Genomic DNA, 23,699 nt, shown 5'->3' on the forward strand with positions numbered 1-23,699 from the left:
TCATGGAATTAACGATGTATGAAAGGGGAGAGGGCGCATGAATATTATGATCGCAGGCGCATCGGGAGCTGTCGGTCGCTTGCTGGTGCCGCGGCTGGTCCAAGGCGGCCATACGGTGAAAGGTACGACTCATCGTCCGGAAAACAAGCAAATCATTGAATCGATGGGAGCTAAAGCCCTCATCGCGGATGTGTTCGACCGGGAAGCTACTTTTGCGGCAGTCCGCGAATCCAGGCCGGAAGTCGTTATCCACCAGTTGACGTCCCTGGGTAGTCGGGCGTTCTCGGAAAATTCCCGGATTCGGGTGGAAGGCACCCGTCATTTGGTCGATGCCGCTCGCGAAGCCGGCGTGAAACGGATCATTGTTCAGAGCATTGCTTGGGCCTATCAGCCGGGGGATGGTCCGGCGACCGAGAATGTACCTCTGGATGTCGAATCGGCGAACCCTTCCCGTAAGCGTACCGTGGATGCTGTTGCTGCGCTTGAGAATACGGCGGCGGAAATTCCGGAGCATGTCATTCTTCGCTATGGCTTGTTTTATGGTCCCGGGACGTGGTATACGAGCGGTGGGTACATGGCTGAAGAGGCGCTGGAGGGACGATTGTCCGGAAACGATGGATTTTCCTCATTTGTTCATGTTGAAGACGCCGCCCTTGCGGCATGCCAGGCGCTGGATTGGCCGTCCGGTGCTTATAATATTGTGGACGACGAACCGGCTCGTGGAACGGAATGGCTTCCGGGCTTTGCGGAGTCGGTCGGTGCCACGACGCCGCAAACGGCTGCAGGAGAGGGGCAGCCGTGGGAGCGGGGCGCAACGAATGCCAAAGCGCGCGGGCTGGGATGGAAACCGCTATATCCGACGTGGAGGACCGGTTTTGGAGGGAAATATTAAAGTTAAATGAATATACGAAAGCACCCCTTATTAAACATTGGACAGCCCTGGGTTGATCCGATGCTTGTTAAGGGGTGCTTTTTTTGCCGGGAAACCCGCGTTATTTCTTCTTGACTCTCACCTATGCGTGAGGGTTTAGTATGGATATGGGAGGTGCTCAAGATGATGTATAAAATCGGACAATTGGCCAAGGAGGCCGGTATCTCCATCCGCACGCTGCGATATTACGATGAAATGGGTATCCTAATCCCCTCCTTCGTGTCAGATGCCGGATACCGGTACTACAACGAAGACGACATCATGAAGCTGCACCATATTACGACATTGAAGCAGCTCGGGTTTACGCTGGGACAAATTCGAGACGTATTGGAGACGGAAGCCGGAGGATCTCATGCCGAAAGATGGACGGACGCGATTCGGATGCAGCTCGATTTGCTCCAGGATGAAAAGCATCGCCTCGAGCTGCTCGAACGCAGGCTGCTGACGACGCTGCGAACGATAGAGCTCCGGGATGACGTGCCGGTAGAAGAGCTGGTCCTGTTCATTCAAATGCTCCATTCAAGAGAAGCCGACTCGGCAGCGAAATTCATCCAGCGGAGCAACAGAGTCAGGAAGTTTGCTCCCGACGAGCTCCCGATTATCGAAAAGCTGCCGAAGATTGATGAGGACGATCCGCGGTCGGATGAATGGATCGGCCTGCTGCGCGACATTCATCGTCACCTCGATGAGCCGCCGGATTCACCGGCATCCAGACGCTTGGCGGAGCGATTGCTGACCCTCGGAGAGGGTTGGTTTGATGGCCGGGAGGACGTGCTGGAGAAGTATTGGGAGTGGATTCGTCCGGAAGACGGGGGGAGCGAAAAAGTCCTCGGCTTGGATGAGGATACAGTGGACTACATCGACCGCATCGTCGATGAATATCTACGCCACGAGCAAGAGCTGCAAACGGATGATACGAAAGGAAGGGATCGAATTGAATGAGCAGGCAAAAACCGCGACACCCGCGAAACCAGTGAAACCGCGCAAACCGTTAAGCAAAAACCAGGCGTGGGCTTATGTGGCGATCGGGGGGCTCCTCGAAATCGTCTGGGCTTCAGGCTTCAAATATGTGGAGATTCCCTCCATCATCGTGCTGATCGCCCTGCTGACGAGCTTTGAACTGGTGATCCGTGCAGCAAAGGTTCTGCCGGTCGGGACAACCTACGCCGTTTTTGCCGGGATCGGCACGATCGGAACCGTCGTCGTGGAGGCTGTTTATTCCGGAGGTATCGGCCTGCTGAAAGTCGGCATTATTTTGCTCTTACTGCTGTTTATCATCGGTTTAAAACGAACCAGCGGGGAGGAACACGGCTAATGGCCTGGATGCTGCTTGTCGTTGCCGGATTGCTCGAAATCGTTGGAGTTGTCGGAATCAAAAGGGTATCGGTACATAATAACTGGACCAATAACCTCATACTTATCGGCGGTTTCCTCGCAAGCTTTTCATTGCTGGTCAGAGCGGTCGAGTCGATCCCTCTGTCGACGGCATACGCGGTCTGGACCGGGATCGGTTCGGTTGGAGCGGCCGTTGTAGGCATGATGTTTTTCAAGGAATCGAAAACGCCGGTTCGCCTGTTTTGCATCATGGGCGTCATCGGATGTGTGATTGGGCTTCGGCTTGTCGAGTAAACCGCAACATATCTGAATAAGGCATCGATGAAAACCCCGCTTTGTGGGGTTTTTTGTGCTGAAATCCGATGCGCGGGGCGGGATGTGCCAGACCGCTGGACAAGAAAAAACGGTTTAATGACGGAATTGATCATCGAATGTTCAGGTTTTACATACATATTTCATGAACATGGAATGTTTTTAACAAAACCGGTTTAATGTAGGACTTGTACTTAAGGGAAAATTCCAAGCCAAGACATGAAGGAGAGGATTATGCGAACGTGGTTACGATTGCTGATGTAGCAAAAGCTGCGGGGGTTTCGAAAGGGACGGTATCCAGCGTGTTCAGCAAGAAACGTCCCATCAGCAAAGAGGTCACGGAGCGTGTGCTTAAGGCGGCGGAGGAATTGAATTACAGGCCGAATTACTGGGCAAGAAGCCTCGTTAACCGGAAGACCAATATTATCGGGTTGAACATGCGAAGCGAGAAGCTTCCGCTTGACGCATTTCAGCACGACCTGCTCGACGGCATGATGGAAGTTTGTTATGAACACGGATACCGGATATTAATCAACATTTTGCAGCCTTCTCTGCTGAAGCAGGTGGAACGTATCGCCTCGGATCCGGTGGACGGAGAAATTTTGCTCGATCCGATTCACGATGATCCCAGGATTGAAGATCGGTTGAAGCGGGACGTACCGGTCGTGGTGGTTGGACGCCCTTCGGGAGAAAGTGCCGGGCAGGTATGCTCCGTTGATAACGACAACATCGCGGCGTCCGCCAAAGCGGTCAGGCTTCTCCTGTCGCAAGGGCACCGGCGGATTTTGTTTCTCAACTCGGCAAAGGACCGGACCGTGGCGGAGGATCGGGAGCTGGGTTACTATTTGGCCCACCGCGAAGCCGGTTTGGATCCGGCGGCAGGTCTGATCCTGAATAAGCCGGACGACGACGGAACTTCGATCCGCTTCGGATACGAGACGACCCTGCAAATGCTACGCGAGCACTCCGGCTTGACCGCCGTCCTGGCGGACAACGATTCCATGGCCATGGGCGTTTACCAAGCGGCGGAAGAGATTGGACTCAACGTTCCCGGTGATCTTTCGGTCATCGCGTTCAGCGGCGGCGGGCACTTCCCGCCCACGATGCATCCGCCGTTAACCGGGATGAGGCTGGATGCAAGAACGATCGGTATGGAAGCCGCCCGCCTGCTGATCGAGCAGGTGACAGCCGGAGCGGCTGGGGTTAAGCGGATACTCATTCCATCCGAATTGGTGGAGCGCGGTTCCTGCGCAAGCACCCATTAAACCGTTTACACATTGCTAACCATATAAGAAAAACGTCTATCGACGTACCTACAAAGAAGACAGACCGCGTCCAGTGGAAGTTTTTCTTGCGATTATAGAATCGTTCAGCTCCGCTGAAAATTTATCATTCTATAATCTAAAAAATCATTATTGGAGGTTTTCTGAATGAAAAGAAAATCAGGCATTTTGATGGTAACCATGCTGGCAGGTTCACTCCTCCTCTCGGCGTGCAGCAGCAGCGGCGGGAGTGACACGGGTAAGACGGCGGATGGGGGAACGGATTCCGGGAAACAGCCGGAAATGAAGCTTCGCATTCTATCCGCCAACGTCGGCGGGAAAACGCCGGATGAGATGAAACAGTTCGAGGCTGAGATTAAGCGGTTAACCGGCATCGACGTGACGATCGAAAAACCGGCAAGCGATTACGATCAGAAAGTGCTGACCGTGCTGGGGTCGGGCGAGAAATACGATCTGATCGAGCTCAGCGACCTGGGCAAGCTGGATCAATTTGTCGGCCAGGGAGCGGTGACGGACCTAAGCGATTTTGTTAAGGGATCGAGCGCGCTCTCTGATCCGAAGGTGATTCCTTCCGCCGAATGGGATCAGCTGAAAGACAAGGATGGCAAAATCCATGCCGTCTTCACGAAATTCCAGGGTGGCACGATGCCGATCGTCCGCAAGGACTGGCTCGATAAGCTGCACCTGCAGGAGCCAAAAACGCTGGACGAATACTATCAGGTGCTGAAAGCTTTTAAAGAGCAGGATCCGGATGGCAACGGCAAAAACGACACCTACGGCTTGAGCACATCGGGATTGTATGACATCCAGGGATTTATGAGCGCGGCCGGATTAAAGTATCGCTACGTGATGAAGGACGGTAAACGGACGATCCCGTATGCTTCCGACGAAGCGATCCCGATGTACGAATGGTTTGCCAAGCTGGTGAAGGAAGGCATCATGGATCCGAACTTTGTAACGAACGATACGGGTAAAATGCGCAATTTGTTCCTGACCGACCGGGTTGGTATGGTGACGTACTGGGATGCCTGGGTCGGCATGTTCAACAACCTGCGTAAAGAGCAGGATCCGAATACCACGTTCCAGGCTGAAGGCATTGCCAGCGCCGCCGGTCCGGACGGCAAAATGCTGATGCGCCGGGGCGATCCCGACTTCTGGATCGTGCCGCAAAACGCGCCGCATGTGGATGCCGCTGAGAAATTCCTGGAGTTCTGGAACTCCCAGGAGGGTATCACCCTCGGCAGCCTCGGTATCAAGGACATCGATTACTCCGAGAGCAATGGCCAGTACACGCTGACGGCGGAGGGTAAGGAGCACAATATGGACCATGGCGTGCCGTTCTGGTACAACGAAAACGTCAAATCCCCGTTTGACAAATTGCCTGGCGTCGAGGCAGCCCAAGAACTGGTCAAACAGAATGCGACGCTGGAACTTGCCCTTCCAGGCTGGCCGGATGCGGAAAAAATCGTGCAAAATTATGCGCTGAAGGCGATGTCCGGAGAAATGCCTGCCGCAGACGCCGTCAAGAAAATGCGGGAGGAACTAAAGAGCGCGAATTTGATCGACGAATAGCTTCCGCGCTTTGATTTTACCCGATAGGATGTGACGTTTGACAAGATGAGAACGATTCGTAAATACGGCGTACTCTATGCCATGATGCTTCCCGTCGTCATTTACTTTATTATTTACGGCTACTATCCGCTGGCGCGGGGCCTGCAGATCAGCTTTCAGGACTACAAGCTGATGGGGGAGCGTCCCTATATCGGATTCGCCAATTATGCTGCGGTCTGGCATGATCCGTTCTTCTGGAAAGCGCTGGGCAATACGGTGGTGATCGGGGGAGGCATTCTGGTCTTCGGATTTGTCGCCCCCCTGGTGATCGCATTATCCCTGAATGAAGTCATGACGGCTTGGTTCAAAAAAACGGCGCAGATGCTGCTGTACATCCCGCATTTGCTGTCCTGGGTCGTGATCGGGGGAATGTGGATTTTCCTCCTTTCCCCCGACACAGGCATCGTCAATTTGGCGCTGCACAAAGTGGCTGGGATTGGTCCGATCCATTTTCTGGCCGAGTCCACTTGGGCGAGATGGGTCATGATTCTGGTCTCGACGTGGAAGGACATGGGTTACAGCTGCATTCTTTTTCTAGCCGCGATCGTTTCGATCAATCCGTCATTGTACGAAGCGGCCCGCATGGACGGGGGCACCCGGTGGCAGCTTGTGCGCTACGTGACGCTTCCCCAGCTGAAAGGAACGATGAAAGTCATAATCCTGCTGAATACGCTCGGGGTGCTGCGGATCTTCGACCAGGTCTTTGTTCTCCGGAATCCGTCGACCTCTTCGTCCGTCGATGTGCTGATGATGTACACGTTTCAAAAAGGTATTATGGAGATGCAAGTCGGCATAGGTGCGGCAGCGAGCTTTTTCGTTCTGGTCTTCACGCTGATCTTGACGCTTGCCGTACGGACATTAACCCGATTTGACGAGGTGGAGTAGATGATGAGACATGCGAATTACGGTTTAAACGCCAAGCGGATGACGGTGTTCGACTGGATCAACGCCCTGTTCATTATCTGCCTGATGCTGACGATGATCATTCCGTTCCTGAACGTCATATCGCTCTCGCTGTCCTCCGGGGTTGCGTCCATGCGGCCGGATATCATTCTGTTTCCCAAAGAATTCAGCCTCGACGGGTACCGCACGATCTGGAACAGCTTGGATCTATGGCGACCTTTCCTGAACAGCACGATCGTGACCGTCATCGGAACGCTGCTGCACGTGCTGCTGTCTTCGCTGGCGGGCTATGTGCTGATTCATCCCCGGGTACCGGGAAAGCGGCTGATGATCACCTTCATCCTGATTACGATGATGATTCCGCAGGAGGCGGTGCTGATCCCGCTGTATGTGGTCAACAAGGATTTCCACCTGATCAACACGCTGACGGTGCTCGTGCTGTCCGGACTCGTCTCGGGATTTTCGATCCTGCTGATGCGGAACTTCTTCATGAGCATTCCCTATGAAATTTCGGAATCCGCCAAAATTGACGGTGCCGGCGACTTCTGGATTTTCGCAGCGATTTATATGCGGCTGGCGACCGCCGGACTGGCTACCGTGACGCTGTTTGAGTTCGTGGGACGCTGGAACATGTTCACGGCACCGCTGATCTTCATCAATGACAGTTCCAAATATACACTGCAGGTGGCTCTGAAAGCGATGATTATCGATTCAAGCACGTCTTCCAGCAACTATCTCATCACCACCAATGTAAAAATGGCCGGAATCATCATCGCCATCCTGCCGCTGATCGTCATCTATCCGTTTGTGCAGCGGTTTTTTATGAAAGGAATCATGCTGGGTGCCACAAAAGAATAATGGGTTGAGAGAGGGGAATGCGTCATGCTGGCAAATACGAAAGATACGGAACCATCGCCAGGCGTAACGATCAGACGACAAGTGAAAATCTCGGCCGAAGAGGAGAAAACCTACCTGGAAGTGGGCTTTCAAGTTCCGGCTGATGCGGAGCGGATCCATGTCGCTTACCAATATGACCGTGCTGACGGGACAACGGTGATCGACCTCGGCCTGCGCTCCCCGGAGCGGATCGTCGGCTGGAGCGGCGGCGCCAGAACCGAAATGTTCGTCGGGCTGGAAACCGCGACCCCTGGATACGCCTCGGGCGATATCGCCGCAGGTGAGTGGGCCGTGATGCTGGGCGCCTACAGAGTGCCTGATGCAGGAACGGAGGTTTCGGTCTCCATCCGGATTCAGCTCAAGCATAAACGGTGGATTCCAGGCGATTTGCATGCCCATACTTATTACAGCGACGGCAAACACAGCGTCGGCGAGGTTTCCCGCTTGTGTCTGGATAAAGGGCTTTCCTTTCTCGCCATGACCGACCATAATACATTCGCCCAGAACCGGAACACCTTGGCGAAGTCGGAAGAACTGCTGCTCATTCCAGGCGTGGAGATGACCAATTATAAGGGTCATGCGAATTTGCTCGGACGGCTGGATGCGCTTGAGGACTTCAGAGTGTACACGGTGGAGCAAGCGTCTGAGCAATTGGCCAAAGGAAGGGAAAAGGGTGCGCTCGCGGTGCTGAACCATCCTTTCTGCCCGGACTGCCCGTGGGAATTCGGCTTTGACGTTCCGTTCGATGCGATCGAGGTTTGGAACGGACCGTGGCGGGAGCTGAACGAAACGGCGGTACGTTGGTGGCAGGAGCGCCTGACTGAGGGCCGGCGGATCGTGGCCGTGGGCGGCAGCGATTTTCACGGTCCCCATCCATGGGTGCAGCATGGACGGCCGACCGCGCATGTGCGGGCGGAGTCGCTAACCGCGGCCGGTATTCTGGAGGCCGTCCGCCGGGGGAATGTTGTGCTTACGCTTGACCCGGATTCCACGTTTATCGATTTTCAGATCAACGGCGCTTATGCCGGGGACCAGATACAGCGTAACCCTGAGCGTGGTACCGTTCTTCTGGAAGCCATTATCCGCGGGGCACAAGGTGATCAGGTCAGCCTGTGGTCCGACCGGGGGCTGGAGCGGCAGTGGACCGCTCAAGACGAGCTTTCTTTGTCCTGCGAGCTTCCGCAAGACCGACTCTTTTACCGAATGGAGGCCAGACGCGATATGGGGGAACTGGGATCGCAGGTCATGACCTGCCTGACCAATCCTGTATATTTAAGTTAATTTGAACAAAGAACATCTCAGGGGGATATACCGTTACTCGAGATGCTTGTTCATTTATAAAGCGTTGGATCAGCCTGTACAGTGATTTGACAATCTTCTTTGCGTTAAAGTATTATTTTTGCATCTAATCTCGTGCATAGAAGTGGGTATAGTCTATTGACTGTACTCACTTTTCCCTGTAAAGCAGTTTTAACATTTTTAACAGCATGGAGCGGACGAAATCACGGTCAGGAGGTTCATCCAATGAGTATTAACATTAGACAAGAGAACATAGAAGACATTCATGAAGTCTACCATGTCGTCCAAAAAGCATTTGAGAATGCCGACTATTCAGACCACGATGAGCATCATTTGGTGGACCGGCTTAGAAATTCGAGGAATTATATTCCGGAGTTATCGCTTGTAACTGAATACGGGGACAAAATCGTGGGTTATATTCTTTTTACGGAAATCAAAGTGGGTAAGCAAACGCTGATTGCCCTTGCGCCTGTTGCCGTATTACCAGAAATGCAGAGCAAAGGCATAGGGAAGCGGATGATTATGGAAGGTCATACAATCGCCGCACAGCTTGGTTATAAGGGATCTGTGGTGCTGGGTCATGATAAGTATTATCCGAAATTTGGCTATAGAAAAGCCAGTCTATATGGTATTGAAGCGCCATTCGAAGTTTCTGACGATCATTTTATGGCAGTTGAGTTTGTTGCTGGTGGTCTTTCAGATGCCCATGGCGTAGTAGAATATGCTAAAGAATTTTTTGAAAAGTAGATTATGAGCTCGGACCATTTTGTCATAGATAGGTAAAAATGAAGTCGCCTTCACGAAGGCGGCTTTTTTTGTTGCCATGCCCCTGGTTCTGCACAGAATCTTGGCGTCATCGTAAACGGCTGATCTATCCGGTTATTGACAATTGTTGGGCTGGGTTTACTATAAAAATGGAAGGAAAAATTCAGGTATTTCATATACCGATAGGGGGATTAGATGAAATTGTTAACGGTTACTTATCAAGAAATTGAGCCCAAACTGCAGACAGGGGATATTCTGCTGGCACATGGCGTCGCCAAAGGCAGCCAGCGGATCGAAGAACTGGAGCATTGTCCATGGTCGCACGTCGCAATGGTGGTTCGGGCGCCGGATGGTGAAGTGCTGCTATGGGAATCCACCTCACTGGATAATCTGGAGGATACTAGGCTGCATGTCAAGAAATCCGGTCCCCAGCTCGTCAAACTTCGCGACAGGCTGACTTCGGATGTAGGGAACCATTATGATTCGATATTCGCGATTCGGCAGCTGCAAGCTGAACGAACACCGGAGATGCAGGATTTGCTCGACCGCTTCATCGAAGAGGTGCACGGCGCTGTTTTTCCCGATAAGAAAAGAATGTATTGGGAAATTATCGAAGGGAAGTTCGGAATTACCTCTTCCTTCCGCGACTTCTTTTGCAGCAAATTGCTGGCTGAGACCTACATCCAGCTCAAGCTGCTCACCTCCGCCAAAGCGCCTAACAGTTACGAACCTAAGGATTTCACATCAAAGCATCGTCTGTCCCTGCTTGGAGACGCCCGGCTCAGCGACGAGATTTACTTGAATGCGTCCTCGTTCAGTGCATGATATGGCGTAGTCGCATCAGGGCTGCCGTCATTTTTTTGCTGGTTTTCACTGCAGCCTGGAATCCGGGGGAAACCTTTGCCTCGTCTTCGCTGTCCGTGAAAAACGGTGAATTGCAGCTATCCGGATGGGACTTTAGAAGCGATGGATCCATCGAACTGAACGGGACTTGGGAGTTTTACTGGAAGCAGCTTCTCTGGCCAGCCGATTTGCAGAGCAATACGCCTCCGGAGGTCAGTGGATATGTCGAAGTACCCGACTATTGGACCCATCACAGGCTGAACGGATCAAGGCTTCCGTCTGACGGCTATGCAACGTATCGTGTGGTTGTTCGCGGGCTTCGCCCGTCAGATAACGTTGCGATCAAACTGCGGAACATCTATTCCTCATACGCCTTATGGGTGAATGATAAGCTTGAGGCATCAGCCGGCCAACCCGGAACGACGCCGGAAAACACCGTGCCAAAGTATGGAGCCTCCGTCGTCGTACCGGTTGAACCGAACCCGGAAGGAAGCTTGACGCTGCTGATTCAAGTTTCCAATTTCACATACCCCAAAGGAGGAATTAACAATTCTCTTGAACTCGGGGATGCCAAGCAGCTTCAGAAGGAAGGGGCCGGCGAGCTGGTTCAAGACAGTCTGGTCATCGGCGCACTGCTTGTCATGGGAGTATATCATCTGTTTTTGTATGGATTCAGGCGAAAAGATGTAACCCCGCTGTACTTCGGATTGTTCTGCATGTGCATTGCTCTTCGAACGATGCTGGTCGGATCGAGATACATTCTGGAGATCCTACCTGGTTTTTCATGGGAATGGTTCGCCAAAGCTTCCTATTTAACGGTTTACGTAGGCGAGTTTTTTTTGATCTCATTTATTTATTATTTATTTCCTCAATATTTGTCGCGCACCGTGCGGCGCGTTACGCAAATTTTCACCCTCATCTTAACTTTGCTTGTGCTTATCACAGACATACGGATTTACGATTATTCGCTGCTGCCCTTTGAGATTTATTCGATCGGCCTCGTGCTGTATGCCATTTATGCTTCTGTTCGGATCGCCCGTCGGCGTCAGGAAGGGTCTTTACTGCTCATACTCGGGTTTAGTTTGATTTTCGTGACGGCACTGAACGATACGCTGAACCGCAAAGGCATTTTGGATACCCCGGCACTGCTGCAGTTTGGCGTATTGAGCTTCGTCTTTATGCAATCCTTGTTCATATCCAAGAAATTTTCCATGGCTTTTTCGCAGGTTGAAAGCTTGTCGGACCGCTTGTTAACGCTGGATAAGCTTAAGGATGAATTTTTGGCCAAAACATCCCATGAACTCCGGACGCCACTGCACGGTATCATCGGATTGGCGGATTCACTTATCGACGGAAGCTCCGGCAAGCTCCCTCAGCCCGTCATCGAGCTCCTGCGGCTCATGAAAATCAGCGGTCAACGGCTTGCCCATCTGGTGAACGACATCCTGGATTTCTCCAAGCTCAAGCATCAGGAGATTACTCTGGTCAAAGTAACGGTGGATCTGCGACTTGCCGTCGATCTAACCCTTCAAGTCCTTAAGCCTTTGGCTGAGAATAAAGGACTCCATATGGAAAACATGCTGCCGGACGATCTGCATGTAACGGCGGACGAAAACAGGCTGCAGCAAGTATTGCACAACTTGATCGGCAATGCCATTGCGTACACGGAATCCGGAACCGTTACGATCACGGGGCGCAAGTCGCACGGTCAAGCTAGAATTCAGATCAAGGACTCGGGAATCGGTATTGCTGAAACGGACCTGTCCCGTATTTTCGAGTCGTTTGAACAGATCGATCCGATGAACCGTCCGCAGCAAGGCGGGACAGGCATCGGGCTGTCGATTACGAAGAAGCTTATCGAACTGCATGGAGGCGGGATAGAAGTAACGTCCCAATTGGGCGAAGGCTCGACGTTCAGCTTTACAATTCCACTTGCGCTGCAGCAAGTGCCAGCGATGCAGCCCAAAACACCGCAACCCCTGCAGGATACCGTCCCGCAGGATCGGCATTCGGATCGGAGCAGGATTCACCCAAAGGTGGAATCAACGGATCTCCAGACTCATTTGCCTTCGGTGCTTATCGTCGATGACGACCCGATCAACGTTCAGGTGCTGCTGCAATTTCTCGGTGGGAAATATGCGCTTAAGTCGACTGGGAGCGGTCAAGAAGCCGTGGAGTGGATTAGGAGCGGTTACAAACCAGACATCGCTCTGCTGGATGTGATGATGCCGTACGTATCCGGGCTTCAGGTGGGCCAAGAAATACGCCGTCACTACAATTCCGGGGAGCTGCCGGTTATTTTCCTCAGCGCTAAGAGCCAAATGACCGACCTCGTCGCAGGCTTCGAGCATGGAGGCAACGACTATCTGGTAAAGCCGGTCGAGAAACAGGAACTGTTGGCCAGACTGGAACTCCATCTGCAGTTGGCTCATTGGAATCAAACCCTTGAGCACGAAGTGGAAGCGAGGACCATTGAGCTGGAGCATTCGCTTGAAGAGCGGGCCAGAGCGATGTCCGAAGTCTCGGTTCTTGCCGAGCGGAACCGAATTGCCGGTGAAATTCATGATCATGTGGGGCATATCCTAACAGCCAGCGTCGTTCAGCTTCAGGCTGGTCTGAAAATGTTATCCGTAAGCTCCGCCGAATCGGTCAACAAGTTGAATCTAGCATCAGAATTGGTTCGCAAAGGGCTTCATGAAATGAGGAAATCGGTACATATGCTAGGCGAGGAAGCAGCGGCCACATCCTCGTTCCAAGATTCGCTGATGCAGATCGTAGAAGATTCGGAAAAGTACGCTGAGGTAACGCTGGAGCACAAGATTGAAATCATGGACGGCAGTCTGGAGCAGGAAGCGGAAAAACTGATCCGCCATGCGCTGCAGGAAGGAATCACCAATGGCATCAGGCATGGACGGTGTACGCATTTTCGGTTTGAGCTGGTGGAATCAGGCGGCTGGGTCCGGTTTACATTGGAGAACAACGGCTTGCCATTTGCCTCGGATCGGCTTGGTTTCGGTCTGACCATGATGCGGCAAACGATCCGGCGAAGGGGCGGAACCTTCCGGATCGGCACGAATGGAGGTGCAGGCTGCCTATTGGTGCTCACACTGCCAAGTTCAAGGGAGGATCAACCATGTCAAAACTAACGATATTAATCGCGGAAGACCAGACACTCGTCCGGGAAGGCCTGGAGACTATACTCAATTTGGAATCCGACCTGGAGGTTGTGGCGACGACCGATAATGGCCAAACTGCCTATGAGCTTGCTAAGAGTTTGAAGCCGCAGCTCGTATTAATGGACATCGAGATGCCGGTGATGGACGGGATTACGGCGACCCGGCTGATTAAGGAGTCAAGCCCGGACACGATCGTGCTGATTTTAACGACGTTCACCAACGAAGATTATATTATTGAGGGCCTCGCGAGCGGAGCGTCCGGATATCTGCTTAAGGATTTCACATCCGACAAGCTGATCCATTCTTTAAAAGAGGCGGTCCGGGGCGAACTGATGCTGCCTTCCAAGCTGGCCGCCAAGTTTGCTGCCCGAATGCGCATAGCATCAGCCCCACGGCAGCCGATGATCGATTACGGTCTGACCCCCAGGGAACTTGACATTGCCAAGCTGATTACGGCACACAAGAACAACAGGGAAATTGCCGATATGCTGTTCATCACCGAAGGAACGGTGAAAAACTACATCAGCGTGATCTATGAGAAGATCGGGACGAATGACCGGACCAAGGCCATCCTGCTGCTGAAGCATGCTTTGGAGGCTGTTAACTAAATGAATATTTCACCAACACCGTTTCCTCTGATAAGGAAGCGGTGTTTTTTAATTTCCATAAGTATATCGGTGAATCAGGATCCCGTACAGTTACTTCCGTCATACCCCGGTCATATGACGAAAAGTACACTTCAGTCACTTATCGAGACCAAGGAAAGCCCGTTATGATGGAGGCGTTGAAGAGCACAACCGAATCGAAGGAGGAATTTATAAGTGACAACGGTGAACACCAATTCTAACGGCACGGACGCAGGTTCAATCTTTGATCCGAATACGACGGATCCGGATAAGCTGAAAATGCAGGCGGACGCAATGCTGTTCGTATCCGATCTGCAGGTCAACCAGGCGCTCAAGCAGCAGTGGACTTCGCTCCTGGCCAATATCAAATCGAAAATCGACGCGAATCCCCCGGCCGACAGCGACAAAGAGAGCGTTTATAAGGAAAAGCTCAAAATCATCAATAACTTTTTGGCTCAAAAAGGGTATGAAACGACTTCAGTTTATGTGCTTGAACTAACCCAGACCGATTTTTACGAAGACCATTTGAAGGAAAGCGAACCGAATGATGAGTCTGACCGTTTCGTACAGGACATCCTGGCGAAGACCGCACTTCTGGCCGGCTGGCAGGACGCCATGCAAAAGGCAACGGACACCGATACGTCGGCGCCGGACCAATTCCTGGCTCAGCACGGATATAAATGTACTGCGAAGCAGGTTAACGCTTCTTTTAAGGCGATGCGGAACGTAGACCTGAAGTTCTGGACGGGTATTTACGGCAATACGGTCATGACAACATCCGACGGCAAAACGGATACGGGACCCGTGGTCATCATTTACGACAGCCTCGACGGGATCTCGATCGGCAGCGATATGCTGGATAAAGATTTGAATAAGGTTACCTACAAGGACGGCGTACTCAGCTGGACGAAGGATGACTTTACGGTGAATCACTCGGGTCAGCTGACTTTCAGCCAGGTTACCCGGGCAGCCAAAGACGATAAAGATGCATACGTCGGCAACGAATTTTTCGGTACGATTACGTATTCCAACAGCGACGGCACCGAGAAGAAGGAGAGCATATTTGGACGGATCGGCAAGCCGCCGGAAGGTTCTTCCGGCAGTCACGACGGAAATCGAAAATCGTGTCCGACCCCGCCATCCGTACAGCTGTCCGTCGTTGATAAAGCGATGAAATACCTCGGTTACTTTATGGCTGCGGTGTTCGTCGTTGATTTCATCGCCTCTGTGCCTAAGCGGTTTAAGGCGATATCAGAGTTCGTGGAAAAAATCAAAAAGCCGAACGAACCGAATCAACCGGAAGTCGAGAAGAAGCTCGACAGCACCAAAGAGGAAATCAAGGAATCCAGCGATCCGAAAGCGCTCGAGGAGAACGGATCGTTTGTCGATAATATCGACAATGCGCAGCCGGAAAATTTCAATAATGAGCAGGGACTCGACTTCATTAATAACGAGCAGCTGCCGCCGGCAAGCGATGTTCAAGCGATGGAACAAGGCATAGAGAACATGAACGAGAACGGAGAAATCAATCAAAACGAGGAAAATGTTCAAGAGGATCCAAATCCGGTTGACGATAATTTTCAAGGCAACGAGGAAAACGAATTTGAGGGCTTATCCAAGCTGTTTGAGGAGGTATAAATGGCGATGGGCAATAATGCAGTTGCGCAAGACCAGGCACGTTTTTGGCAATTGTTCGTTCAAGCGATATCCGGGCATCTGCCAGGCAGCGATCCGAAAAATTTCATGGCGGCGGCCGGGCGGGTGGACTCCAATCTTGGCAGCGACGAAGAAGTCGTCGCGATGACGGACGCCTATAATGTGGGGAATACGATCCCTTCCTGGGGATTAACGTGGAACGGCGCGTTCAACAATAAGCTGTTCGATATTTACCAGCAATGGGTCCGGGATATCGTGCCAGCAGGCGGCACCGATTCAGGGAGCGGGGGCTCGTCTTCCGGCGGAGGATCGACCGATCCAATCGATACGCAGATCGAAAATCTCCGCTCGAAAATCGCGCTTCTCAGCAGCGACGTTTCAAAAATTAACCAAGGCATCTATGCCGATTGGTTGAATGAAGTGTGCGCAGAGCTTGATTCAACGGGAAAAGCATGCAGCGTGTATTTTACCAACCCGCCGGATCCGACCTGGGTCAATTTCCGTGCCCAGCAAATGACGACGGATGATTATAAGGCAAAGGTAGAGTCTCTGCAAACGACATATGGGGCACTTCTCGGCGGGATGACCGAGCAGCTGAACGCCCTGCTCCTGAAAAAATTCGGTCCCGGCTACCAGGAGCTCGCGGATGCGACCGAAGCCGTCGCATTGGCCGATCCTTTCGAGCCGCATTCTGCCGATGAGCTGCAAAAAACGGCTCAGTTCCAAATGACGATCAAGGAGAACGACACAACAGCGAGTGTCCCCCGATTTAAGACGAGCGAGCTTAAAGATGTGCGGGAATGGCTCATAAAACAGAATGACTTAGTCACGAGGAACAGTGGCCCGTTGTTCGGAGATCAAGCGAACGTGCAAATCGCGCTAAACGATCAGCAGATGACCGAAAGGGACAGCTCGTGGAAATTCAGCGCCAACGTGGGCATCCCCATCGACTGGTTCTGGCTTGGCGGAAGCACAAATGATTCCGGGTCCACACAGTTTAAAGAGGATTATTCCTTTGATATCCTGATCACTTACCAAGATGTCATTACGGTGAACATCAACCCAGGGGACTGGTTCTTCGAAGGGCTGCTGTCCACGTACAAGGATTACAATAATTGGCCGCAGGGCAGCGTGTTTGCAGGCAAACCGCTCTGGGGTGAATCCGGACTCATGGATATCGTCGTCAAAGGGGTCGTTCTTGGATACGCGCCTTACCTGAGATTTTCATCCAAAGACTGGACCAACACGACGACGCAGACCCAATGGTCCGCCAAAGCAACGTTCGGCATCGGCCCGTTCAACTTCGAGTCGGCTTCCGCTTCCGGTTCCAACTACAGCTCGATGACGACTCAGCTCCAGGACGGTTTCGAAGTTCGGGATATGAGCGGAATTCCGAAGATTATTGGTTTAATTGTGGATACCCCCAATGGATGATCCATCCACTCCTATACATGCTCCCTTAGTCTCATCCCCGATGCTGGAATCAGCCTCTATGGCCGTTCAGCAGCCGTCTTCCCAAGAGACGGCTGCTCCCCAGCCAAAGAAGGAACCGCTGTGGCTGATCAATCTCGATGCGGCGTTTAAGGTCGGCTGCCTCGTGGTATTGCTGCTGATCTTGTGGTATTTGGCACGCCTCGTCTTTTTTCAGGCGCTGTCGGAAGGCGAAATTTATTTTCTGACGATGACGCTGTGCGGGTCCGTGGGAGGTGTGACCAGTTTTCTGCTGGTTAAAAACACGGATACCGACACCGGGATGCACTTTAGGGATAACAAGTCGTTCTACCTGCTGGTTACCGCGGTGTTCTGCGGGAACATTGCTTCATTTTCCGTACCGCTGCTGCTGAATTTCATTCAATTGCAGAACGTGATCAGTACGCAGGTACCGCAAATTTTCGTATTCATCGGGGTGTGCCTGATCGCTAGTACATTTTCCGCACGGATCATAGGCAGCATTTCATCCCGAATCATTAAGCTGAATGATAATTCAACCATTAACATGAATAATAGTAAGCAAGGGTAGAAGCGTTAAGTGATAGGAGAGTGCTGGCGAATGACGCAGCGCTCTCTTTTTTTGATGCCATTGGTAATTTACAAGAGCAGTTGAAACCATCCTAATGGTGTTTTTTTGAACGGGAACATTGCAGTCAGGTAAGCAGCGTTCAGCATCATAGTGGATTCTAATCGTTTTTTAATCTTGTTCTTTTATAGTGAATTCAATTCCCTATGAAAGGTACAGCTCATGAAAACAAAAAAGGTTTGGATTCCTGCAATCATAGCGGCTGTTGCTGCCGTCCTGCTCGTAACTTACTATTACTATATTTCATCCTTTCACGGTAATGGTGATCCCCGCTTAACATCCCCGGAAGGACGTGGGTTGATCGTACGTTCACATGGAGAAGAGCGGCCCGGAGGCGGTGCGGAAATTTTCAAGTTTCTGGGAACGATCGCCGTGTTCCTCAGTGCGGCTAGTTTCTCTTGGATCTGGTTTAAAAAGAAGCTGAAGTCGCCGTCGATATTGGTGCGGAAAACCGGGAAGTTTCTGCACGGCGTCCACAAGCTTTTGGGTTGGATAACCCTAACGATCGTCACAGTTCACGGTTTATTTTTTTTGATTACCAAGCCAGGTGACCCTAAAATATTTACCGGACTTTCAGCATTCGCGATATTATTGATGATCGTCGGTTACGGATTCTTTATGAGAAGAATTCGTAACAAGGCAATGCGCATCGTGCATCGTTCTCTCGGATTACTCTGGGTTCCATTGCTGCTTCTGCACGCCGGTGGATCGGCCGTCGTTACAGTCATGGCAACGCTTGCCGTATGGATGTTGATCCGAATGTTGGAAAGAAAAGCGGGGGCAAGTCGTAAAACCATTCACTGAAGATGAAAAAGCCCCTAGGTGATTCTCTTTAAACTTTCGGCCAGCCGATTATCAGTACTAACTTTTGGTGGTGAAAACAATCGATAAAAGATATCATGGTGGATATAAATCATAGAATGGGGCAATCGCGGATGCGGATTAATATGAGCAAATGTCTTTTGGATGAGGGATTAAATCCATGAGTATTCCGGAACTTCCTGTTCTATCTACTAAACTGTATATCCCGCAGCCGAGGGAAAAACTTGTCCTCCGGCCGCGCCTGACCGAGCGGCTGAACGCGGGTATGAGCCATAGGTTGACCCTGATCTCTGCTTCTGCCGGATTTGGCAAGACTTCGCTGATCAGCGAATGGGCTGCCGGATGTGACCAGCCTGTCGCATGGCTGTCATTAGACGAACGGGATCATGATAGCCCCCGTTTTCTTACGCTCCTCGTCGCTGCTCTCCAGACCATGGAGAAGCATTGCGGAGAAGCCGTCATGCGTGCAATCCATTCCCAACAGGCACCTGAAACCGAAACGATTCTCACGATGCTGCTCAATGAAATTTCAAGAATTCCGTTTGAGTTCGTCCTCGTTCTGGACGATTATCATGCTGTAGGAGGCAGACAGATCAATGATGCCATCGCGTTCCTGATCGAGCATCTTCCGCCGCAAATGCATCTGGTTATCGCGACCCGGGAAAATCCGCAGCTGCCCCTTAGCCGGCTGCGCGCCGGGGGCCGCTTGACCGAATTGCGTGATGCCGACCTGCGCTTTACTGCAGGCGAAGCAGCCGAGTTTCTCAACCAGGTGATGGAGCTCCGGCTGTCAGCAGACGATATTGCCGCGCTGGAGGAGCGGACGGAAGGTTGGATCGCCGGGCTGCAGCTCGCCGCACTCTCGATGCAGGGACGTAAGGATATTCCCGCTTTTATCCGTTCCTTCGCCGGAGACAACCGCTACATCGTCGACTATCTGGTCGAAGAGGTTCTGCAGCGTCAGCCGGCCGATGTCCGCAATTTTCTGCTTCAAACCTCGATTCTGGACCGGCTGCATGGCCCGCTATGTGATGCCGTTACCGGCCAGAACGAAGGCGCTGCACGGCTTCAATCCCTGGAGCAGGGCAGCTTCTTTATCGTCCCTCTGGATGACAGGAGGCAGTGGTATCGCTACCACCACCTCTTCGGTGAAGTTCTATCCATGCATTTGAGGACCGATCAGCCTGATCTCATCCCTGAACTGCACCGACGTGCGAGCGTGTGGTACGAGCGGCACGGATCCCACGACGAAGCGATACAACATGCGCTGGCCGCCGAAGACTTCACGAGAGCCGCGGACTTGATCGAGCAGGCATGGCCAGCCATGCGCAGGAGCCGGCAGGAGGCTTCGTTGCTTGGGTGGATTCAGACGCTGCCCGGCGAACAGGTTCGCTGCAGGCCCGTTCTTAGCGTTGAATATGCATGGGCGTTACTGGCCGTCGGCCAGATTGAAGGGGCAGAGGAAAGGCTGCGCGATGCCGAACGGTGGCTGGAGGGCCCCTCTTCGCATATGACTCCTGAAGAATCGCCGGCCGGGATGATTTACGTAGATGAAGAGGAATTTCACCGCCTTCCGGGGACCATTGCCGGATACCGCGCCGCTTATGCACAGGCAAAAGGGGATATATCCGCCGCCATTTTTTACTCTAAGAGGGTACTTGATCTCGTTCCGGCGGACGATCATTTAAGGCGCGGCGCGGCAGCCGCGCTCCTTGGTCTTGCGGCCTGGACGAGCGGTGACCTTCAGGAAGCCTACCGGATGTTCAGTGAGGGAATGGCGAATGTCCGGCGGGCAGGGAACATCTCGGACGCCATCGGAGGCTCCATCGCTCTGGCCGATATAAACATAGCGTTGGGGCGGCTGCACCAGGCCATGGGTATCTTTCAGAACGGATTACTGCTTGCTGCGGAGCTGGGCACTCCTGAAATGCGGGGCACAGCGGATATGTACGCCGGAATGAGCGAGCTACGCAGGGAGCAGGGGGACTTGGACGCCGCCATGCAGCATCTGCACAGAAGCCAGGAGCTGGGTGAGCAAAGGGGACTGCCGCAATATCCGTATCGCTGGCGAGTAGCTATGGCACGTATTCGGCAATCGCAAGGAGACTTGGACGGCGCGCTTGAACTGCTTCACGAGGCTGAGCATCTGTATATCGGCGATTTTTTTCCGAACGTGCGCCCAGTGTCAGCCTTGAAAGCACGCGTGTGGCTCGCTCTGAATAGATGGAGCGAAACCGCCGAGTGGGTACAAGAGCAGCATCTCTCCCCATCGGATGACCTGCACTATCTGCGCGAATTCGAGCACATTACCTTGGCTAGGGTGCTTCTGGCCCGATATCAAAGCGACGGTGCAAACGATTCCCTTCAAGAAACTTCGGGATTCCTGGAACGCCTGTACCAGGCAGCTGCAGAGAGCAAGAGGACGGGGAGCCAAATCGAAATTTTGATCCTTCAGGCTCTTGCTCATCATAGCAAAGGCGACATTTCCTCTGCGCTTGTGCCGCTTGAACGTGCCCTGGCGTTGGCAGAGCCGGAAGGATACGTTCGAATATTTGCAGACGAGGGACAACCGATGGCGGCCATGCTGGAAGCGGCTATGACAAAAGGGATTTGTCCGAATTATGTCCGGCACCTTTTGAAAAGCTTTAAGAAGGATGAGGGCGGATCGGCTGCCAAAAAAGCGGTGGGCGAGCCGCTGAGCGAAAGGGAGCGGGAGGTGCTGCGTCTGCTCAAATCCGATTTGAGCGGACCTGATATCGCACGCGAGCTCCATGTTTCGCTAAACACACTGAGAACTCATACCAAAAACATTTATGACAAGCTTGAAGTGAACAACCGGCGGGCAGCAGTCAGGCGTGCCGAGGAGCTTGGCTTGTCATAGCGATTCCCGTATTGCTCCGGACCTGGAAGAAGGAATAAGCCCAGGACCGGGGCTTTTTTGCGGTTTGGCTTCGATTTAAAGAGATGGTGATCATTTAAAATCACCACATCTGGTGATGCCGTCTCACCACATGATCGTATATCTTCAATTTAAGGAAGGAGCTCCACAATGAAAGGACGATTGACAATGCCTGAATTTGGAAGGAAAGAAAGGAGGCGGTTGAATGAACGAAACACAAGGAATACCAAGTAACCTTCATGAGCCTGATCGGTATGAGATTCGGTTTCAAGGACATCTTGACGACCGGTGGGCTGACGGGTTCGAGGGATTGAGTCTCATTCCAAAGCAGGATGGAACAACCATTCTGACGGGTCCCGTGGCCGATCAGGCCGCCTTATACGGGTTGCTCAGAACCGTACGCGATCTTAACCTGCGATTGATTTCAGTCATCCGGGTAGAACCAGCGCCGGCATTCTCATCGGAGACCCATACGGATCACGAACGCCCTCAGTAATATATCTGCGAGAGTAGAACTTTCCTATTCGTCGACATCAATAAAAACAAGAAGGAGACAAACATATGAAAATAACAGCTTGTCGCGTCATCCGTTGGAGCGGTTTATCCGCCATCTTGGCAGGAATTCTCTTCATTGTCATCCAGGCGATTCATCCGCCTGAGATCCTATCATCCGTCACCACCAAAGCCTGGGCCATCGTCCATTACTTGACCCTCGCGATGTCTCTGCTTGGCCTGCTCGGCATCACTGGGATTTACGCCAGGCAAGTCAATAGGGCCGGTTGGATCGGTTTGTCCGGGTTTCTCCTGTTTGGTCTCTTTTGGACGGCCACAGCCGCCTTTACCTTTGTCGAAGCCTTTGTCTTACCGGTTATAGCAGCAGATGCACCGAAGTTTGTGGAGGGATACTTAGGGATCTTTGCCGGTTCACATGTCGTGTCTAACCTTGGGCACCTGCCTGGAGTAGCGCCGGTGGGAGGTGTATTGTATGTACTCGGCGGTCTGCTGCTTGGCGCAGCGACGTTCCGTGCCGGTATCCTCCCGCGCTGGACGGCCGTTCTGTTGGCTTGCGCCGCCGTGTCGACCCTGGCATCTTCACTGCTTCCGCACCCGATGGACCGGGTATTGGCACTGCCGATGGGTCTCGCTCTTGCCGGGATGGGATATGCGATCTGGTCTGAACGGCGGATAGACAGCAGTGCAGCGGCGGGTTCGACACAACCCAGGGGGAGAAAACATGAAAGCCATCGTATATGAACGCTACGGACCGCCCAATGTACTCCAGCTCAAGGAAGTGACCAAACCGGAGCCTAAAGACGGCGAAATACTGATTAAGGTATACGCTACGACCGCTGCAGCTGGGGATTGGCGCTTACGCAGGGCAGACCCTTTTCTGGCAAGACTGTTCAACGGTTGGTGGAGACCGAAGCGCATCCGGACTCTCGGATTCGAGCTGGCCGGTGTGGTCGAGTCCACGGGTCCCAGCGTAACGCGGTTCAAGCCCGGTGATGCCGTCTACGCTGCCTGTGGCAACGGCTTCGGTGCATATGCTGAATACAAATGCCTGCCCGAGGACGGCAGCGTGACGTTCAAGCCGGAAAATATGACGTTCGAGGAGGCGGCTGCCGTGCCGGTTGGCGCCCTCGCTGCACTTCAGTTTCTTAGAGCAGGGAAGATTAAGAGCGGCATGCGCATTCTCGTCTATGGGGCTTCAGGGTGCGTCGGGACGTATGCGGTGCAGTTGGCAAAGCATTTTGGAGCGGAAGTGACCGGAGTATGCAGCGCTTCGAATATGGAGCTGGTGACATCGATCGGCGCCGATCAGGTCATCGATTATACGAAACAGCGGCTGCCGAATGACGGCCCGGCTTACGATATCATTTTCGATACGGTGGGGAAAAGTCCGTTTAAAGCATGCGTCAAGCTCCTGACGCCGAACGGTGTCTACCTGCGGGCATACCATGTGAATCCTTCGCTGATCCTTCGCGGGTTATGGACCAGCTTGACGAGCAGGAAGAAGGTGATCGGCGGAAACATGAAGGAAAACGCGGAAGACTTGATTTATCTTAAGGAGAGGATCGAAGCGGGTGAGCTCCGGGCGGTCATCGATCGGCGCTACCCGTTGGAGCAGGTTGCTGAGGCTCATTTCTATGTTGAGCAGGGCCACAAGAAGGGCAACGTAGTTTTAACCATCCATGAGGATTGAGATCGCATTATTGATCCTGCCATCATCAATCAGCTGCTCAAGTTGCAGTGAATACCAATTC

At 52.6% G+C, this 23,699-nt stretch carries 21 protein-coding genes; all 21 read left to right on the forward strand.

The annotated features are described in order from the left end of the window. Positions 1-37: 37 nt before the first annotated feature. The 21 genes from CJP46_RS16530 (at position 38) to CJP46_RS16630 (ending at position 23,638) form a co-directional block, all read left to right on the forward strand. Positions 38-892 (forward strand): NAD-dependent epimerase/dehydratase family protein, encoded by an 855-nt coding sequence (locus CJP46_RS16530; protein WP_094596679.1) that lies wholly within the window; start codon positions 38-40, stop codon positions 890-892. Between the two features lie 162 nt (positions 893-1,054). After that, a complete protein-coding gene (locus CJP46_RS16535; RefSeq protein ID WP_179281186.1) occupies positions 1,055-1,873 on the forward strand; it encodes a MerR family transcriptional regulator in 819 nt (272 codons plus the stop codon). Next, positions 1,866-2,246, forward strand: coding sequence for a DMT family transporter (locus CJP46_RS16540; RefSeq protein ID WP_256992378.1), 381 nt, complete (start codon positions 1,866-1,868; stop codon positions 2,244-2,246). The genes CJP46_RS16535 and CJP46_RS16540 overlap by 8 nt, the downstream gene beginning before the upstream one ends. Further along, positions 2,246-2,560, forward strand: coding sequence for a DMT family transporter (locus CJP46_RS16545; RefSeq protein ID WP_094596682.1), 315 nt, complete (start codon positions 2,246-2,248; stop codon positions 2,558-2,560). Before CJP46_RS16540 ends, CJP46_RS16545 begins: the two co-directional genes overlap by 1 nt. A gap of 260 nt (positions 2,561-2,820) precedes the next feature. Then, positions 2,821-3,843 (forward strand): LacI family DNA-binding transcriptional regulator, encoded by a 1,023-nt coding sequence (locus CJP46_RS16550; RefSeq protein WP_094596683.1) that lies wholly within the window; start codon positions 2,821-2,823, stop codon positions 3,841-3,843. Positions 3,844-4,008: 165 nt separating this feature from the next. Beyond that, complete coding sequence (locus tag CJP46_RS16555; protein WP_094596684.1) at positions 4,009-5,433, forward strand: extracellular solute-binding protein; 1,425 nt, start codon at positions 4,009-4,011, stop codon at positions 5,431-5,433. A gap of 45 nt (positions 5,434-5,478) precedes the next feature. After that, complete coding sequence (locus tag CJP46_RS16560; RefSeq protein WP_094596685.1) at positions 5,479-6,357, forward strand: ABC transporter permease subunit; 879 nt, start codon at positions 5,479-5,481, stop codon at positions 6,355-6,357. Beyond that, complete coding sequence (locus tag CJP46_RS16565) at positions 6,358-7,233, forward strand: carbohydrate ABC transporter permease (protein ID WP_256992379.1); 876 nt, start codon at positions 6,358-6,360, stop codon at positions 7,231-7,233. Between the two features lie 24 nt (positions 7,234-7,257). Further along, a complete protein-coding gene (locus tag CJP46_RS16570) occupies positions 7,258-8,553 on the forward strand; it encodes a CehA/McbA family metallohydrolase (RefSeq protein ID WP_094596686.1) in 1,296 nt (431 codons plus the stop codon). Between the two features lie 243 nt (positions 8,554-8,796). Continuing rightward, a complete protein-coding gene (locus CJP46_RS16575; RefSeq protein WP_094596687.1) occupies positions 8,797-9,318 on the forward strand; it encodes a GNAT family N-acetyltransferase in 522 nt (173 codons plus the stop codon). Positions 9,319-9,531: 213 nt separating this feature from the next. Further along, a complete protein-coding gene (locus tag CJP46_RS16580; RefSeq protein ID WP_094596688.1) occupies positions 9,532-10,161 on the forward strand; it encodes a phosphatidylinositol phosphate kinase family protein in 630 nt (209 codons plus the stop codon). An 89-nt stretch (positions 10,162-10,250) separates the two neighbouring features. After that, complete coding sequence (locus tag CJP46_RS16585) at positions 10,251-13,325, forward strand: ATP-binding protein (protein ID WP_094596915.1); 3,075 nt, start codon at positions 10,251-10,253, stop codon at positions 13,323-13,325. Further along, positions 13,313-13,963, forward strand: coding sequence for a response regulator transcription factor (locus CJP46_RS16590; protein ID WP_094596689.1), 651 nt, complete (start codon positions 13,313-13,315; stop codon positions 13,961-13,963). The genes CJP46_RS16585 and CJP46_RS16590 overlap by 13 nt, the downstream gene beginning before the upstream one ends. A 213-nt stretch (positions 13,964-14,176) precedes the next feature. Next, a complete protein-coding gene (locus CJP46_RS16595; protein WP_094596690.1) occupies positions 14,177-15,619 on the forward strand; it encodes a hypothetical protein in 1,443 nt (480 codons plus the stop codon). Between the two features lie 6 nt (positions 15,620-15,625). After that, the gene (locus CJP46_RS16600; protein WP_143812985.1) at positions 15,626-17,071 is read left to right on the forward strand and encodes a hypothetical protein; all 1,446 of its coding nucleotides are present in this window, start codon (positions 15,626-15,628) and stop codon (positions 17,069-17,071) included. Positions 17,072-17,129: 58 nt separating this feature from the next. Beyond that, on the forward strand, positions 17,130-17,657 hold the full coding sequence (locus CJP46_RS16605; RefSeq protein WP_094596692.1) for a YEATS-associated helix-containing protein: 528 nt from the start codon (positions 17,130-17,132) through the stop codon (positions 17,655-17,657). Between the two features lie 219 nt (positions 17,658-17,876). Next, positions 17,877-18,518, forward strand: a complete 642-nt coding sequence (locus CJP46_RS16610) for a hypothetical protein (RefSeq protein WP_094596693.1) — start codon at positions 17,877-17,879, stop codon at positions 18,516-18,518. A 178-nt stretch (positions 18,519-18,696) separates the two neighbouring features. Further along, a complete protein-coding gene (locus tag CJP46_RS16615) occupies positions 18,697-21,417 on the forward strand; it encodes a winged helix-turn-helix domain-containing protein (protein WP_094596694.1) in 2,721 nt (906 codons plus the stop codon). Positions 21,418-21,640: 223 nt separating this feature from the next. Beyond that, complete coding sequence (locus tag CJP46_RS16620; protein WP_094596695.1) at positions 21,641-21,931, forward strand: hypothetical protein; 291 nt, start codon at positions 21,641-21,643, stop codon at positions 21,929-21,931. Between the two features lie 65 nt (positions 21,932-21,996). Then, complete coding sequence (locus CJP46_RS16625; RefSeq protein ID WP_094596696.1) at positions 21,997-22,689, forward strand: hypothetical protein; 693 nt, start codon at positions 21,997-21,999, stop codon at positions 22,687-22,689. Then, entirely contained in the window at positions 22,670-23,638 is a 969-nt protein-coding gene (locus tag CJP46_RS16630) for an NAD(P)-dependent alcohol dehydrogenase (protein ID WP_094596697.1), read from the forward strand. Before CJP46_RS16625 ends, CJP46_RS16630 begins: the two co-directional genes overlap by 20 nt. The last annotated feature ends 61 nt before the right edge of the window (positions 23,639-23,699 follow it).

The sequence above is a fragment of the Paenibacillus sp. XY044 genome, assembly GCF_002257645.1.
In the GTDB taxonomy this organism is placed as follows: domain Bacteria; phylum Bacillota; class Bacilli; order Paenibacillales; family Paenibacillaceae; genus Paenibacillus_AQ.

What these genes read in the sequence shown, in the direction of transcription:
- CJP46_RS16530 (WP_094596679.1), top strand. Translation starts at nt 38, where the DNA reads ATGAATATTATGATCGCAGGCGCATCGGGAGCTGTCGGTCGCTTGCTG.
- CJP46_RS16535 (WP_179281186.1), top strand. Translation starts at nt 1,055, where the DNA reads ATGATGTATAAAATCGGACAATTGGCCAAGGAGGCCGGTATCTCCATC.
- CJP46_RS16545 (WP_094596682.1), top strand. Translation starts at nt 2,246, where the DNA reads ATGGCCTGGATGCTGCTTGTCGTTGCCGGATTGCTCGAAATCGTTGGA.
- CJP46_RS16555 (WP_094596684.1), top strand. Translation starts at nt 4,009, where the DNA reads ATGAAAAGAAAATCAGGCATTTTGATGGTAACCATGCTGGCAGGTTCA.
- CJP46_RS16560 (WP_094596685.1), top strand. Translation starts at nt 5,479, where the DNA reads ATGAGAACGATTCGTAAATACGGCGTACTCTATGCCATGATGCTTCCC.
- CJP46_RS16565 (WP_256992379.1), top strand. Translation starts at nt 6,358, where the DNA reads ATGATGAGACATGCGAATTACGGTTTAAACGCCAAGCGGATGACGGTG.
- CJP46_RS16570 (WP_094596686.1), top strand. Translation starts at nt 7,258, where the DNA reads ATGCTGGCAAATACGAAAGATACGGAACCATCGCCAGGCGTAACGATC.
- CJP46_RS16575 (WP_094596687.1), top strand. Translation starts at nt 8,797, where the DNA reads ATGAGTATTAACATTAGACAAGAGAACATAGAAGACATTCATGAAGTC.
- CJP46_RS16580 (WP_094596688.1), top strand. Translation starts at nt 9,532, where the DNA reads ATGAAATTGTTAACGGTTACTTATCAAGAAATTGAGCCCAAACTGCAG.
- CJP46_RS16590 (WP_094596689.1), top strand. Translation starts at nt 13,313, where the DNA reads ATGTCAAAACTAACGATATTAATCGCGGAAGACCAGACACTCGTCCGG.
- CJP46_RS16600 (WP_143812985.1), top strand. Translation starts at nt 15,626, where the DNA reads ATGGGCAATAATGCAGTTGCGCAAGACCAGGCACGTTTTTGGCAATTG.
- CJP46_RS16605 (WP_094596692.1), top strand. Translation starts at nt 17,130, where the DNA reads ATGGCCGTTCAGCAGCCGTCTTCCCAAGAGACGGCTGCTCCCCAGCCA.
- CJP46_RS16610 (WP_094596693.1), top strand. Translation starts at nt 17,877, where the DNA reads ATGAAAACAAAAAAGGTTTGGATTCCTGCAATCATAGCGGCTGTTGCT.
- CJP46_RS16615 (WP_094596694.1), top strand. Translation starts at nt 18,697, where the DNA reads ATGAGTATTCCGGAACTTCCTGTTCTATCTACTAAACTGTATATCCCG.
- CJP46_RS16620 (WP_094596695.1), top strand. Translation starts at nt 21,641, where the DNA reads ATGAACGAAACACAAGGAATACCAAGTAACCTTCATGAGCCTGATCGG.
- CJP46_RS16625 (WP_094596696.1), top strand. Translation starts at nt 21,997, where the DNA reads ATGAAAATAACAGCTTGTCGCGTCATCCGTTGGAGCGGTTTATCCGCC.
- CJP46_RS16630 (WP_094596697.1), top strand. Translation starts at nt 22,670, where the DNA reads ATGAAAGCCATCGTATATGAACGCTACGGACCGCCCAATGTACTCCAG.